The sequence below is a fragment of the Hungatella effluvii genome, assembly GCF_003201875.1.
Taxonomy (GTDB): Bacteria; Bacillota; Clostridia; order Lachnospirales; family Lachnospiraceae; genus Hungatella; species Hungatella effluvii.
On record NZ_QJKD01000003.1, the window covers coordinates 294,579 to 310,518 of the forward strand.

The following is a 15,940-nucleotide window of genomic DNA, read 5'->3' on the forward strand; positions in this document are numbered from 1 at the left end:
TCCTTTCCGGTTATTTAACGATCCGCAAAAGCGGTTCCTGATACTCCACCGCGTCATCGGCCTTCACAATGGCTTCCACCGACTGGTAATTCCCATAATTGCTGATCAGAACCGGCGTCTCCAGCAGGAACCCGGCCTCCCGGATCAGCTCCATATCGAACCGCATCAGCGGCTGTCCTGCCTTCACATGGTCGCCCTGCTTCGCTGCAGCCTCAAAGCCCTTTCCATCCAGCTGCACCGTATCCAGTCCGATGTGGATCAGAATCTCCGTCCCTTCGTCCGACAGAATTCCAAGCGCATGGAGCGTCGGGAAAATGGTCACAACCGTTCCGTCCACCGGTGACACCACCAGACCTTCCTCTGGAAGAACAGCAATCCCCTTTCCAAGGATTCCGGAGGCGAACGCGCTGTCTTTTACATCTTTTAAATCAATAACAGCACCCTTCATGGGACTCATAATGGTCAGGAACTCGTTAGATGCGAATTCTGGGATGTTGTCAGCCGTTCCCTGGTCTGCACTGTCACTGTAGATTCTGCTGGCCTCAGCAGAATCCTCTTTCTTCTTATCTTTATAGACAATCATCGTCATAACGAACGCGATCACCATGGTCAGAAGGGCCCCGGTCACAGCCACGATCAGGTTACCCATGGAACCGTCCGGCTCCACCATCGCCGGAAACTCAAAGATTCCCATTCCGCCCATCATAAATTTTCTAAAATTGAAGAAACCGTAGAAGCCTCCGCCGATTCCGCCTGCAATACAGCTGATGATAAATGGCTTCTTAAGCGGCAGTGTAATTCCGTAGATCGCAGGCTCCGTCACCCCGAAAATACCGGAAATAAAGTTGGGCAGTGCCATTTCCTTCAGTTTTCTGTCCTTTGTCTTGATGAAGATAGCCAGAACCACGGCCGATGTCGCAAAGGTACAGGCAAAGAACGGCATCATCACGTTGTCGTAGCCCATGGTCATGATATTGTTGATATAGACCGGAATAAATCCCCAGTGCAGGCCGAAGATAACCAGGATCTGCCAGGTAAATCCAACGATGGCTCCTGCCAGCATAGGTGAAAAGCTTCTGATTGTAAGTACTGTCTCCGCGATAATCGTGGATGCAAAGGTGGCAACCGGACCGATAACCAGAAATCCCGCCGGAAGCGCCACTAAAAGCGTCAGCATCGGCACAAAGAAAAACTTGACCAGATCGGGTACAAACTTATTGAACAGCTTCTCACATTTCGACGCAAAGTATACGATAAAAATAACAGGAATCACCGTGGAGGTATAATCCATGGAGATTACCGGAAGCCCAAAGAATGTGATATACACAGGAGATTCAAACAGCGTCCCCTCAAACAGCGTGTAGAGCGGAGCCATGGAAGCGGAAATACTTCCCCCCTGAATCGCCGGATAGCACATGATTGCGCCGATTGCCAGCCCCAGCATAGGCTTTAAGCCAAACTTCTTTGCGGAGGTATAACCCAGGAACAGCGGAAGGAAGGTAAACAGCGCGTCCCCTACCGCATTGATGATTAAGTATCCGCCGCACGTGTCGGGATATAATCCCAGCACCGCAAACAGCGTGTTCAGCCCCTTCACCATACCACAAGCCGCCATAATTCCCAGAATCGGCTGGAAAATACCGGAGATCGTATCCACAAACCGGTCAAACAGTTTCTCTTTCTTCTCCGGCTTTGCCGTCTCCTCCCGTTTCTCCAGATCGAGAAGCGGGCAGACATCCTCGTAGACCTCTCCCACGTGATTTCCGATCACCACCTGATACTGGCCGCCGCTCTTCATGACTGTGACCACGCCTTCCATGTTCTTTAACGCTTCATCATTGGCCGCAGCTTCGTCCGCCAGCTTAAAACGCAGTCTTGTGATGCAGTGGGTAAGTCCGGTAACATTGTCTCTGCCTCCCACGTGTTTGACAATCTCTCTTGCCAGTTCTTCATATTTTCCCATTACATTTCCTCCATCTTTCTATTTTTTTGTTTGAAATCTGAAGGTCGAGCCAACTGAATGTAACTGCCCTTAATGAAATATCACGCTATGTCTTATGGGCTTTCCTCCCTTCCTTTTATGAATCATACCCGCGGTTTCCGCGAGACAGAAACAATCCTTGCAATGTGAATACTCAGATAAAGAATCTCTTCTTCACTCAGCGTATAATGGTATTTATCCCCCATAAAATCGGCAATCTTCCTGCCGCACTGGTAAGCTTCCTGATACTGCGCCCGGATCACCTCCGCCAGCGCCGCCGCCTCCTGGTCCTCATACGTTTTTCCGGAAAACATCCGCTCCGCGAAAAATTTCAAATGCGTAATGAAGCGGTGGTAATAGACAGATTCCGCGTCCAGCTTGATTTTACAGGTCATGCGGACGATTGTCTCGATTTCCTGCATGACGGTGGTGATCTCATGGACCGACTTCTGCTTTAAATTCATCTGCGCGTTCACAATATGAAGGGCAATAAAGCCCGCTTCATCTTCCTCCAGCTTTACATGAAACCGCTCCTTCACACAGCGCAGCGCATAGAGTCCTGTATCATACTCCGCGGGATAATACCGCCTGATATCCCACAACAGAACATTTTTCACATCGATCCCCTGTTTCTTCCGTTCCACTGCCATGTAAATATGGTCGCACAGCGGAATGATGACGTTCGTGCTGATCTTACTGTTCACATGAACTCTTGCATAGGAGAGCACATCGTCCGCCAACTTCACGTGTTCCACAGGAATCTCCTGCAGCAGCTCCTTCAGCTGCTCCCTCTGCCCGGCGTCCTCCAGAGAAAAAATCTTTTCGATCTTCTGCTCCTCCACCTCGGAGCCTTCCTTTTTCTGAAACCCAAGCCCGCATCCCACCAGTATCTTCTCGCGCCCTTTTTCGTCCTCCGCAATGACTGCATTGTTGTTCAGTCTCTTCTTAAAGATCATCGAAATCCCCCTTCCGATTCATTTTAGAAATAAAAAAGACCTTGCATCATCAATAAGAATGGCGGCTGCCACTCAAATCCGATCATACAAGGTCAAGCTTGCCCGAAGCAATAACTATCCTTAACTCAAAGATATATGAAAAAACATAATTTGTCAAGCGCTTTTTTCAGTTTCGTCAGACCAGTTTTTGTCAGACCGCAAACAAGTCATTAAGCGCCTCGCTCATCGTCGGATGCGTATAAATCTGATCCCTCAGTACCGTGTAGTCCGCATCGAGATCCATGGCCAGCTTCACGATATTGATCATCTCATAAGATTCCTCACAGAACAGCATCGCGCCTAATATCTTATTCGTCTTTGCATCAATCACTGCCTTTAAGAGACCTTTGGTTCTGTTTAAGACAGCAGCCTTCGGAATCGCGGCCGCCGGCAGTTTGGCGATCTTCACATCCAGACCGGCCCCCCGCGCTTCCTGCTCATTCATACCGACCCTTGAGAAGGATGGTTCAATGAAAACGCTGTACGGAATATGGCTTCTCTTGCCCGCATTGGCATTATATGCCCCGCCGTGAAGACTGGACCACACGATCCTGAAATCATCCAGGGAAACGTAGGTGAACTGAAGTCCTCCGGCCACATCTCCCATGGCCCAGATATTCGGAGCCGTCGTCTTATAGCCGTCGTCTACCTTGACGCCGCCGCGGGCCGTCAATTCCACGCCTGCCGCTTCCAGATTTAATCCCGCCGTATTAGGTCTTCTTCCTGTAGCGACCAGAATCGCGTCCGCCTCCAGATCTCCCTCTTTTCCATCGACGGAGTAATGGACGTAAGACCAGTCCCCTTCTTTTCGGATCCCGGAAACAGCCGCGCCAATCACAAATTTAACGCCCTTTTCTTCCAGAACCTTCTGAATCTCGGCCGCGATATCTTCATCCTCTCTCGGAATCAGGCGTGCCTCGTTCTGAATGACCGTCACCTCAGAGCCAAATCCGGAATACATGGACGAAAACTCCAGTCCTATATAGCCGCCGCCAATGATAACCAGCTTCTTCGGAAGCTTCTCCAGATCCATAAAAGTCTCACTTAAATAAACCTGGGGATTGCCTTCTATTCCCTCAATCGGCGGTACAAACGGAGCACTTCCCGTATTGATAAAGATCTGATCTCCCTCTAAAGTAAACGCCTCCGAACCGTCTGCCGGCACTACACTTACCTGTGTATTGGAAAGGAAGCTGGCAGTTCCGTTATAAATGGTCACCGCTTCCAGATTATTCAGCTTGTCAAAATTCTTTTTTCGAAGCAGGGAAGTAACGCGTTTCTTTTCCTCAACAGCTGTCTTGTATAATTCCGCCTTTTCCTCAAAAGAGATCTCTCCCTTTGCTTCCGTCATCTGGGAACTTCTCACCAGAGACTTGGAGGGAATACATCCCACATTGATGCAGGTACCGCCATACATTTTATCCGATTTCTCAATCAGCGCTACCGCCTTTCCCTCACCAGCCAGCTTTCCCGCCAGAGTCTTACCGCCTTTGCCAAATCCTATAATAACCGCATCATACTTTTTCATCTCGAAACTTCCTTTCTTATCTCCATTTTTATTTTTCATCACCAGACACGGTCTCATAGGGCCAGTCCTTAATACCGCCTATATCAATAATATTCTTATAACCAAGGCCCAGCAGCTTCTCCGCCGCGTTTTTACTTCTCACGCCGCTTCGGCAGTAGACCATAATCTTCGCATCCGGATCCGGAAGCTCCTCCGGCATCTCCTCTCCGATGTCTTCCACCGGAATGTTAATCGCATCACCAATCCGGCTGTCCGCATACTCCTCCGGAGTTCTTACATCCACCACGATGAGTGCATCGTCCGAATCCATAACTTCCTTTGCCTCTTCCGGCTTAAACTTAACATACTGTGAAGTCTGGGCCTCCGCACCAGCCTCCGCTTTCTGCGCCGTCGTCTTCTGTGTCTCCTTGCCGGAAGCACTCCCCTGGCCGCCCGAACACGCCGTCAGTGCTAAAACCGCAGCTGCGATTCCCGCCGTAATCAAATATTTCCCTGTTATCATCTCGTCCGCTCCATTCTGTAACTTTTTTTGTTTCAGTTCTTATACTGTAATAATATCAGTTACAGTTAATTCTGTCAAGCGTTTTTCATATTTTTCCTCAATCTTTTTTTCATAACAGCGCAGTCCCACTGCGGCAGCCGTCTGCACGCAAATAGAAACGGGTACCGACTCATTCACATGAACTTCGATACCCGTTCCTAGACTACTTCATCCATTGGACTTTACCCTCACTTTTTGTTTTGTCACTGATACTTGTGTACCTGGATGCTCTATATGAAATTTTTTACCTTCGCCACTCCATTACCGGGCCTCATCTATCATCTGGTTTATCTCTGCATCGTCATTTTCATTCTTCTATATGTTAGTAAGCTACATATGTGGAAACCTTTGTTCGGACGAATCATACTTTCTCGTCATACGACTCATACGATGAATTTTCCTTTGCAGTTTATAACGAAATATAGGCATATGTAAAAGATATATAGATTTTTTCCTGCTACTTCATCCATGCTTTCGCATTTATTCATCATAGAAGGAATGGCTTTTCACTGTGGCCGAATGGTTTTTCCTATTGTCTGCTTCCTAATTGGAAATCAGACGAGACTTATGTTTTCGGTGGAATCTACCTCCTTTTCTTTCTATTTTTTATCCTTCCCGCTTCCTGTTCCCGGGAGGATTTTCTATATCTTGTATCTCTTTCTTTTGATAGCTTTATTATATAGTATCTCTCCCCATTTTGCAAGACTCTTTAGAAAAAATTAATAAATTATTTCGTAATTGTCTAATTGTATATAATTATTCGAAATATTTATTAATTTATTTGTCTTACTCCATTTGTTATGCTTATTCTTCTCCATTATTCTGATATTAAAGATTGTTATTTTTTTATCAATCACGTTGCGTTTTTGTAAAGTTATGGTATAATGTCCAAAAAGGACAGAGTCCCCGGGCCTTACGGTCCCAATTGCTCCGCCCCCCACATTAAACGTTCAGAAGGAGAACACATATGAGCCAGCGCAATTTAACCTTATTAACGGATCTATACGAGTTAACCATGATGCAGGGCTATTTTAAAGAAAAGGATGCCAATGAGACCGTAATCTTCGACGCATTTTACCGCACAAATCCGGGCGGCAACGGTTATGCGATCTGTGCCGGTCTGGAGCAGGTAATTGAATATATCAAAGATCTTCATTTCGAAGAGGACGATGTGGATTATCTGCGTTCCACGGGACTGTTCGGCGAAGACTTTCTGGAGTATTTACGCCACTTTAAATTCTCAGGCGACATTTACGCCATACCGGAAGGCACTGTCGTCTTCCCGCGTGAACCGCTGGTAAAAGTGATTGCTCCTATTATGGAAGCGCAGCTCGTTGAGACAGCGCTGTTAAACATCATCAATCATCAAAGCCTGATCGCCACAAAAGCCGCGCGCGTCGTATATGCGGCCGGCGGCGACGGTGTCATGGAATTCGGACTTCGCCGGGCTCAGGGGCCGGATGCAGGTATCTACGGCGCAAGGGCGGCCATGATTGCAGGCTGTATCGGGACCTCCAACGTTCTGTGCGGCAAGATGTTTGGCGTTCCGGTCAAGGGAACTCACGCCCACAGCTGGATCATGAGTTTTCCGGATGAGCTGACCGCATTCCGCACCTATGCCAGGCTGTATCCTTCCGCCTGCATCCTGCTGGTGGACACCTACGACACGCTGAAATCTGGTGTTCCTAACGCCATCAAGGTATTTCAGGAAATGAAGGAGGCGAAAATCCCGCTGACCTTCTATGGAATTCGTCTTGACAGCGGCGATCTGGCCTATTTATCGAAGAAAGCGAAAAAAATGCTGGATGATGCCGGATTCCCAGACGCAGTTATTTCCGCCTCCAACGATCTGGACGAGTCTCTTATCAATAGCTTAAAGATTCAGGGCGCTGCTATCAACTCCTGGGGAGTCGGCACGAATCTGATTACCTCCAAGGACTGCCCGTCCTTCGGCGGTGTATATAAGCTGGCAGCCATTTTAGATAAGAAGAGCGGAAAATTTGTGCCGAAGATCAAGTTATCCGAAAATGCCGAGAAGATTACCAACCCGGGCAATAAATGCATCAAGCGTATTTACAGCAGGGAAACCGGAAAAATCATTGCCGATTTGATCTGCCTGGAAGGCGAGAAATATGATGAAAATAATTCACTGCTGCTCTTCGATCCCATCGAGACCTGGAAAAAGACACACCTGGCTCCCAACACCTATCATCTCCGTGATCTGATGGTTCCGGTATTTAAAGATGGAAAATGCGTTTACGAATCCCCCGCAGTCATGGACATTCAGGCGTACTGCAAGAAAGAACTGGATACGCTCTGGGATGAATCCCGCCGTCTTGTGAACCCTCACGAGGTGCATGTAGACCTCTCCAATGAGCTGTGGCACATGAAAAATCAGCTTCTGGACAGCTATCATTTTTCAGAATAACGAAAAAAGTTAACCTTTGTTATAGTTTCTGTGGTTGACATCGGTTATAATAGAAGTAATATGACAAAGGAGGTTGTTTTTTATGAGTATGGGGCAGGAAACCAAAATTCGCGCCAGAGACAATGATAAGCTGGCTTTAAAAGTAACAAAAGGACATTTTTCATCCGACCGTTTTCACATTAACTACTACATTGACATGACCACATTGAAGATGCGTCAGGAGGAAGCTGAGCAGGTTGCCAAATCCATGGTGAAGAGATACGTAAACCGTGTTGATTTATCAGGGCTGATCGGCGTAGGAGCGGAAGAGCTCAAGCATTATTCCAAAGCGTTTGCTTCCAAGACTCCAATCGATACCATCATCTGTATGGATGGCTGTGAGGTAATCGGCGCCTATGTAGCAAAGGAATTATCCGAGCTCGGCGTTACCACCACGAATATCCACAAGACTACTTATATCGTGACTCCGGAATTCGATTCCGCCGGACAGATGGTCGTTCGTGACAACATCAAGCATATGCTGAAGGATAAACACGTATTAGTCGTTCTCGCTACCGCGATGTCCGGCCGTACTATTTTAAAGAGCATTCGCTGCATCGAATCCTACGGCGGCATTCTGGAGGGCATCTCCGTTATCTTCGCCGCAGTCAATGAGATCGACGGATATCCGGTTAATGCGGTATTCGATTCTTCCGATCTTCCCGACTTCCGTCTCTCCGAGCCGGAGAACTGTCCGGATTGTAAGAACGGAATCAAGCTGGATGCGATTGTAAACAGCTACGGTTATACAAAACTGGATTAATTGAAGTGAAATGAGTTAAAATAGCCCCGGGCCACGGCAGGAATATCTGCCGTGGCCCGGGGTGTTTATGGAGTGAATTCTTAATCGTCATCGCGTTCATCTTCATAATTTTGGTGTTCATCGTCATCGTCGCTGTCTTCATCATCTTTCGATTTGGAATCATCGTCGTCCGAGTCCCAATCATTTGATTTTCGGTCTTCCGAATCTTTGTCGTCGGAATTCCTATTGGCCGAATCCCCGTGGTCGGAATCTTTACCTGCTGAATTCTTATCAACGGAAGCCCGGGCATCCGAATCTTTGTCGTCGGAATCCTTATCATCTGTATCTCGGGTGTTCTTATTCTTATTGCGTGAATCTTTATTATCTGAATCATGGTCATCCGAATGTTGATCAGCCGGACTCTTATCATCTGAATCATGGTCATCCGAGTCTTTATCAGCCAAATCCTCATCGTCTGAATCATGGTCATCCGAATCTTTATCGGTCAAATCCCCATCGTCTGAATCATGGTCATCCGAGTCTTTATCGGCCAAATCCCCATCGTCTGAATCATGGTCATCCGAATCTTTATCGGTCAAATCATTATCGTCCGAATCATGATCATCTGTATCTCCATCATCAGAATCTCGATCGCCGTATTTCTCTTTTCTCATTTCTTCTTTATACTCATTCCAGTCTTCCTCGTCCATCTGGAGCCATGCCGGTTTTTCCTTTTCACGATCAAAGATAATGCGGTAAAGTTCTTCCATGGACATCTTTGACAAAGTTTTTTCATCGAGATCCGGATAAGCCGCTGTCATCATACGGATAAACTGTAGTTTACCACTGGAAATGTGATAATTTTGGGCTGTCTGATTCAATGCCTGATCCTTTTTCTTTTCCTGTGTCACTATACGGACCGTTTTTTTACTCTCCTCGGCTGTTTTTCTGATACAGTCGCTTAACTGGCTCTGGAGCTGGCTTACACGGTTCGGATTCCTATTTTCTACTGAAATTAAAACAGTTCTCCGATCATCTGTCAGATACTCTTTTTCTTCCATAATCCGGTATAAATCCTTAACCGCATCTTCAACGTTCCAATCCTTGTACGTATGTCCTTCTGCCGCCTGAGCTGCGTCCTCGTTCAGGGGGGTAAAGGAAAGGACTCTGTCTTTTTTATTTATTTTCAATTCAAAGCTTGGATTCACGTCCATGTCTACAATACTGTCTACCAGTATGTTTTCATAGGAGTATACGCCGCCGATACCCGCTGCAAAAAAGAATAGCAGGCAGCCACATACAGCTGCCACATGCCGCACCTGTGCCGGACTGCACAATTTGTGGAACCAGCTGTTTTTCAATGGCTCCTGCCTGGTGGCGGTGTCCATCTGTTTCATTTTTACCACTGGTGTATCCATTATTTTTTGCAGGGAAGGCTGAGGAAGCTGGTCTACTGCCCGGTTCAGCGATTTTTTGATTTGTGGTGTCTCCATTTTTTTACTCATCGCCCTTACTCCTTTCCTTCCAGATATCGTCTCAATTTTTTTAGCGTCCGCTGGTAGCAGGACAAGACCGTGGACAGCGGAAGCCCCAGATTTGCAGCAATCTCTCTATGTCGGATTCCCCCCACCAGGTGAAGCAAAAGAATCTGCCGCTCCCGCTCTGTTAAAATATTCATGGCTGTCTCTAAAACCAGTCTGTCTGTGATTTCTGTCACATAAGAATATTCCATCGTGTCTTCCATCTCAAATGCTTCTTCTGATAAAAAGCGGGAATTCCGCCTGAATAAGTCCATGGCGAGATTTCGGGCGATCGTAAAAAGCCACGCCATCGGCTTCCCCTGTTTCTGATACAGATGCGCGGATGCCCGTACTTTTAAATAGGTGTCCTGTACAACATCCTGAGTATCATACGGATTTTTAACGATCGCCAGGACGTAACTGTACAGTACACGCTCCGTCAGGGTATAGAATTCCTCAAGCGCGGACCGGTCATCCTGCCCAATCCGCACGATCAGATTTTCATCTATAATAAGCCGTTGTATGTGTGTCTCCGGCTCCCCTCCCACTACCATGAAAAATATCATACTCACTTCTCCTCACCGCACACCAGTATTGCAATCATGGAATACTATATCAGCCATCTGCTATTCTTAGGCTATTCCCGCGCTCCCTTTATCAGACTTTTCTGATCAAAATTGTGTCACTATTTATTTTTGAGGCCGTTGCTGCCTTCGATCTATATCACCTTTCACGAAGGTAACAGCGGTTTCTTTATCATGGCAGCTTCGCTATTATAATGGTCGTCATAAGTCTTAATAGTCATCGTCATCATATTGGTCGCTTTCAGCCTTTACGGCCAGCGTCTTCATATTGATTGCCATCAGCCTTTACGGCCAGCATTATCATATTGATTGCCATCAGCCTTTACGGCCAGCGTTTTCATAGTGATTGCCATCAACCTTCACGGCCAGCGTTTTCATAGTGATTGCCATCAACCTTTACGGCCAGCGTCTTCATAGTGATTGCCATCAACCTTTACGGCCAGCGTTATCATATTGGTCATTATCATGGTCGTCATCAACCTTCACGGCCAGTGTCTTCATGTTGGTCATGGTCGTCATCACGATCATCGTCATCTTCATGATCATCGTCATCATCACGATCATCGTCATCTTCACGATCATCATCATCGTAACGATCATCATCATCGTAACGATCATCGTCTTCTTCACGACCATCATCATCGTAACGATCATCGTCATCGTAACGATCATCGTCATCGTAACGATCATCATCATCGTAACGATCATCTTCATCGTAATGATCATCTTCATCGTAACGATCATCATCTTCATCGTAACGATCATCATACTTCCCGCCTGCCGCCTCACTCTCCGCCATCCGATCCAGCTCATCCTCCAGCCGTTCAAGCCTATCGCTTCGGTACCAGTCATTGGCGTGGTCAAGCTTATCTTCCAGAGCATCCAGAGAGATTCCCTCATCCTTTGCGTAAGCCACCAGATCGCTGATCCGCATATTCGCCAGCTGATTGGCCGTCACACTGTCATCCTTTGCCAGAATCTTTTCAATCAGGGCCATACGTCCGGCGGATATGTGGTGTTCCTCCGCCAGCTTCTTTAATTCCTTCGTCAGGCTTACATGCTGATCCAGAACACGGCCTTCGATCTGACATTCCTCCAGATAGTCTGCAAGATGGTGGTTCACATTTTTAACCGTGGTTTCTGAGGCCGAACCGGACTTTACGGTCAGCAGAATATCATTTTTGTCCTTGTTGGTAAAATATCCCGCCTGGTCCAGCAGATCGACCACGTCTTCCAGGACGTAATCGAGGTTCCTGTCCTCCATGCGATACCCCTGTAACAGTTTTTTTCCGTCTTCGTTCGTTCCCTTTAAAGAAACGACCTGATTCAGCCTGTTCGCATTCAATTCGATGCTCGGGTTAATATCAAATGCCAGATACTGGCTGGGAGCCCCCAGATAAAGCCCCAATCCTCCTAAAGTTACCGTTGCCGCTGCCGCTATGGCCGCCATAAAATTTTTCTTCATGTCCTTACTCCTTTCGTGTAAAGCTGGTTTTTTCTTCCTTTTCATCCTTACAACGGAGCAGACTTACATTTTATCGCAGCCATATGAAAAACTTTTTAAATATTTTTTATTCCCCAGTCTCTTCCCAATCTTCCGGGTTTGGCGTGACCAGATTTTTCGTTTCATAAAGTCCGCACTGAACCATGTGCTCCCGGACCACCTCCAGCACATGGCAGTAGCAAAGCGAAAGCTGACGGGCAAATGCCTCTGCCTGCCCCTCAAGCAGACAATCCATTGCCTTCCGGCACCGCCGGTTCAGTTCATTGGATTGTGTGGAACCATCGCTGTAAAAACTATAGTAATATCCCCAGTGTAGCAGCCCGCTCACCTCCTGTAATATCACCTGAAATGGTCTCAGAGAAAGGTGCTCCGTCATGGAATGCATAATCAGATCGAGTGGAACCGCTCCTGGCTGCTCTATTTTTTCCAGCAGGCCCCTGGCTTCCCCTTTCATCGATTCAGCAGTTAGCATGGCAGCAGGCCAGACCGCGACAGCCATAAACTGAAGCCCGCTCAAATAAAGCAGCGTGTCATTTTTAAAAACCTTGTCCTTCATGCACTGCACGGTTGCATCGTCATTGAACAGCGTCACCTGTGTTCCCTTGACGTTGTATGTATGGCAGAATCCACATTTGTTCAGCATGGCCACCGCTTTCCTGATCGTAGAGACAGAGACTTTGTACTCTTCGGCCAGTGCAGCCTCAGAAGGCAGAAACGTCCCTTCCCGGTAGGTGCCCACTCCAATCTTATCAATCAAATCACGGGTAATCTGCATGTAATAATGGTCTCGTCCCTTTTCCGGACTCCAGTAATAATAGCTTTTCCCCTCTTCCGCCGGAAATGGAACCATAACCGCCAGTTCTTCCATATACTGTTTAACATCGCCTGCGATCGCGTGATACATTGTCTGAAAACACCGGCGCACTTCCTTCGGATCACCTGTATTGACCGCCTCCAGCATCCACAGCGGATCCTTATACGCCCTGTATGAAGCCGAAAATGCCGGAGACTTCCGGAATTCAAGGAAAAACGGGACCCTCGCGCAGATCTCAAGGCTCGTAAACACATCCCGAAACAACAGGTTGTCCGAAGCATCCAAAAGATTATGCAGCGCCGCCGATGAAGCCTTCCAACGGACAGCAATCTCTTTTTTGCTGCTTTGTTTTAGCTGCCGAAAGCTCAGGCTCACCTTCTCCCCGCCGCAGGATACCATGGAAAATGCGAAAAGCCGCGGCATAATCAGCTCCATCGTCCTATAGACCTCCAGAATCGTATGTCTCCGCTCCAGCACGGATATTATGGCATGTTCCTTCTGCACCTCACGGTCCGGCTGATACGCCACGATTGAGGGCCGCCTCTCTTCGGTATAGATAAGCCCCTCTTTTTTCAACGCGGCCAGAACATCCTTTACCGTCCTAATCCCCACATGGTAATTTTCGCAGAGCTGACTCATGGATGGCAGCGGATCTCCATATTTTAAATATCCTGTTATGATCTGCTCTCTGAGATTTTTATATAAATATTCAAATAGTGTCCTCTTCTCTTCCATCTTATCTACCTTTCAAAATGCCTCTTCCCAGAACCGTTTTTCTTCTCCCTGGCCTTCCTCATAATTCAAAAAAACACCTTCATTATATCACATTTTCTCTCTATACTATATGCTAACGTACACAAATATTATATTGATTTCTCAAATAGGGTAAATTAAAATAAAACGGAGTATAACTATCACAATGTTCTTTATAAATGGAGACAATATAGATGAAAATACGAGAACAGAAAAAACCTGATTTTCACAATCCCTTTTTCAGGAAAGGCCTGCAAATCGGAGTCCTGTCCGTAGGGATTCTTCTGGTTTTTACAATTTTGATCGGAAATGCAGCAGATCTGCGCATAGCCTTAAATCAAAGCACACAAAAATACTTAGACGACGTAACCGTACAGACCGCCCGCGATATCCACGACGCCCTGACCAATAAAATGACGAGCCTCGTCACAATATCCGATACGGCTTCCCATCTGGATGAGGAGTGTACCGGGGAAGAACAACTGGTGGAATTTTTACACAGAAAAGCACAGATCCTGGAGTTTGACCCGTTGATTCTGCTGCACAGGGATGGCACCATCATTTCCTCTGACGGCGACTCCGCTCCTCCCTGGATCGCTTCCGCAGACTTCCTTCAGATTGACGGCGTCCTCGCCTCTTTTGAGGGGGAGGTAAAGGCGAATTACATAGGGGGACAAAGTATTTTTTACTCGGTCCCAATATCCAGGAAAGGCCAGATCGACGAAGTTCTCATCGGTGTGAGAAGCAAGGAGAATATGCAGGCCATGATTTCCACTAAGAACTTTGACGGCGAGATGCTCAGCTGCATCATCAACAGCACTGGACAGGTGGTAATTTCACCCACAGACTTAAAGCCATTTCTGCGGCTGGATGATATTTTCAGGGAGAATAAGGATAAGAAGGTCATAGATGAAATTCACCGAATGCAGGAAAACATGAAAAGCAACCAAAACGGGATCTTGAAATTTACGGCGGTTACGAAGGAGAATCTGATCCTGTCCTACAATTCACTCGGTGTGAATGACTGGTTTCTGCTGACGCTCATACCTGCGAATTTTCTGTCCAGCGGAGCGGAGCGCTATATTTTGCAGTCATTTGTCATCATTGGACTGACCATACTGCTCTTCTCCCTGTTCCTGTTTTCGGTATACCGTTTCTACCACATTCACAGGAAACAGCTGGAACGTCTGGCCTTTGTGGACCCGCTTACCGGAGGTCCCAACAATGCGGCATTTCAACTGAAATACACGGAACTGGCTAAAACTATGACTCCCGATACGTATTCCATCCTGCTGGTAAATGTCAATGGCTTTAAGCTCATCAACGAACGCCTGGGCATACCGACCGGAAACCGGATTCTGGCCTACTTATACCAGGTCCTGGAACGCCAGCTCCGGCCTGCGGACGATGAATTTGCCGCCCGTGTGGAATCAGATCACTTCTTCCTGTGTCTGAAAGAACACGAACCGAAGGAACTTCAGAACCGTCTCGATGAGATGATCCGGGAAATCAACGCCTTTCGCAGCACGGATCTGCCCGCCTGCCACATGACGTTTCGGCAGGGAGCCTGCGTGGTGGATGACCCCAGTCTGGAGATCACGCTTCTGCAGGACCGCGCCAGACTGGCATGCCAGAGTCAGACTGCCGAACACAGGGAAAAATGCGCCTTTTACGACAACAGCCTGACCGAGCGCATGAAGATGGAACAGGAACTAAATGATTTATTTGACAGTTCCATCAAAAATCATGATTTTAAAGTGTATTTACAGCCGAAGATCCGGCTGGAGACTAACCGGGCGGAAGGCGCCGAGGCGCTGGTGCGCTGGATTCATCCGGAAAAGGGTGTGATCTATCCCTCGGATTTCATACCTCTGTTCGAGATGAACGGAAAAATATGCAGCCTGGATTTCTATATTTTTACACAGGTCTGCCAAACGCTGCGCGCCTGGATCGCAAGTGGAAAAAATCCGATCCCTGTTTCCGTTAATTTATCGCGCCAGCATTTCCTGGAACATAATTTTTTGAAAAAATTTGCAGATATTGCAAAAGAATACGAGATACCGCCAGGAATGATCGAGTTTGAGCTGACGGAATCCATCTTCTTTGACAACCGCCAGATTAATGTAGTAAAGGAAATGATCCGCCAGATGCATCAGCTTGGATTTTTATGTTCCCTGGACGATTTTGGATCGGGATTCTCCTCGCTGGGTCTGCTCAAGGAATTCGATGTGGATACAATCAAGCTGGACCGCTCCTTCTTTGTTAATATGGCTGGTGAAAAGGCGAAAGATGTGATTGCATGCCTCATCGAGCTGTCTAAAAAATTAAAGGTGCACACAGTGGCAGAGGGAATTGAGACAGATGAGATGGTGGAATACCTCCGTATGATCAAATGTGACATGGTACAGGGGTATATTTTTTCCAGACCGATTCCCATTTCAGAATTTGAAGAGCGTTACATATGACGGCAGCGCAGCTTTCTGATCGGACTACCTGTCCCTTAGGATCAAA

At 47.1% G+C, this 15,940-nt stretch carries 11 protein-coding genes; 3 read left to right on the top strand and 8 right to left on the bottom strand.

The features are described from left to right. Window positions 1-10: 10 nt before the first annotated feature. The 4 genes from DFR60_RS07230 to DFR60_RS07245 form a co-directional block, all read right to left on the bottom strand. The gene (locus tag DFR60_RS07230; RefSeq protein ID WP_110322291.1) at window positions 11-1,963 is read right to left on the bottom strand and encodes a beta-glucoside-specific PTS transporter subunit IIABC; all 1,953 of its coding nucleotides are present in this window, start codon (window positions 1,961-1,963) and stop codon (window positions 11-13) included. A 122-nt stretch (window positions 1,964-2,085) separates the two neighbouring features. Continuing rightward, window positions 2,086-2,937, bottom strand: a complete 852-nt coding sequence (gene licT / locus DFR60_RS07235; RefSeq protein ID WP_110322292.1) for a BglG family transcription antiterminator LicT — start codon at window positions 2,935-2,937, stop codon at window positions 2,086-2,088. A 190-nt stretch (window positions 2,938-3,127) separates the two neighbouring features. Continuing rightward, a complete protein-coding gene (locus tag DFR60_RS07240; protein WP_110322531.1) occupies window positions 3,128-4,504 on the bottom strand; it encodes an FAD-dependent oxidoreductase in 1,377 nt (458 codons plus the stop codon). A gap of 28 nt (window positions 4,505-4,532) precedes the next feature. Then, window positions 4,533-5,006 carry a rhodanese-like domain-containing protein gene (locus DFR60_RS07245; RefSeq protein WP_110322293.1) on the bottom strand — a complete coding sequence of 158 codons (474 nt, stop codon included), beginning with the start codon at window positions 5,004-5,006 and terminating at the stop codon, window positions 4,533-4,535. A 1,006-nt stretch (window positions 5,007-6,012) separates the two neighbouring features. On the opposite strand from DFR60_RS07245, the gene DFR60_RS07250 reads away from it, so the two are divergent. Together DFR60_RS07250 and DFR60_RS07255 are read left to right on the top strand one after the other, a co-directional pair. After that, on the top strand, window positions 6,013-7,473 hold the full coding sequence (locus DFR60_RS07250; protein ID WP_110322294.1) for a nicotinate phosphoribosyltransferase: 1,461 nt from the start codon (window positions 6,013-6,015) through the stop codon (window positions 7,471-7,473). 82 nt (window positions 7,474-7,555) lie between these two features. Then, window positions 7,556-8,275, top strand: a complete 720-nt coding sequence (locus DFR60_RS07255; RefSeq protein WP_002602927.1) for a type I phosphoribosyltransferase — start codon at window positions 7,556-7,558, stop codon at window positions 8,273-8,275. Window positions 8,276-8,355: 80 nt separating this feature from the next. Here the strand turns inward: DFR60_RS07255 and DFR60_RS07260 are convergent, their stop codons facing one another. The 4 genes from DFR60_RS07260 to DFR60_RS07275 all read right to left on the bottom strand — a co-directional run bounded on the left by DFR60_RS07260 (window position 8,356) and on the right by DFR60_RS07275 (window position 13,411). Continuing rightward, on the bottom strand, window positions 8,356-9,759 hold the full coding sequence (locus DFR60_RS07260) for an anti-sigma-I factor RsgI family protein (RefSeq protein ID WP_110322295.1): 1,404 nt from the start codon (window positions 9,757-9,759) through the stop codon (window positions 8,356-8,358). A 5-nt stretch (window positions 9,760-9,764) separates the two neighbouring features. Next, window positions 9,765-10,340 carry an RNA polymerase sigma factor gene (locus tag DFR60_RS07265; RefSeq protein ID WP_110322296.1) on the bottom strand — a complete coding sequence of 192 codons (576 nt, stop codon included), beginning with the start codon at window positions 10,338-10,340 and terminating at the stop codon, window positions 9,765-9,767. 493 nt (window positions 10,341-10,833) lie between these two features. Then, window positions 10,834-11,823: an anti-sigma-I factor RsgI family protein gene (locus DFR60_RS07270; RefSeq protein ID WP_110322297.1), complete on the bottom strand. Its 990-nt coding sequence runs from the start codon at window positions 11,821-11,823 to the stop codon at window positions 10,834-10,836. 106 nt (window positions 11,824-11,929) lie between these two features. After that, the gene (locus DFR60_RS07275; protein ID WP_110322298.1) at window positions 11,930-13,411 is read right to left on the bottom strand and encodes a GntR family transcriptional regulator; all 1,482 of its coding nucleotides are present in this window, start codon (window positions 13,409-13,411) and stop codon (window positions 11,930-11,932) included. A gap of 212 nt (window positions 13,412-13,623) precedes the next feature. Between DFR60_RS07275 and DFR60_RS07280 the strand changes: the two genes are divergently transcribed. After that, complete coding sequence (locus DFR60_RS07280; protein ID WP_110322299.1) at window positions 13,624-15,894, top strand: bifunctional diguanylate cyclase/phosphodiesterase; 2,271 nt, start codon at window positions 13,624-13,626, stop codon at window positions 15,892-15,894. Window positions 15,895-15,940: the final 46 nt, after the last annotated feature.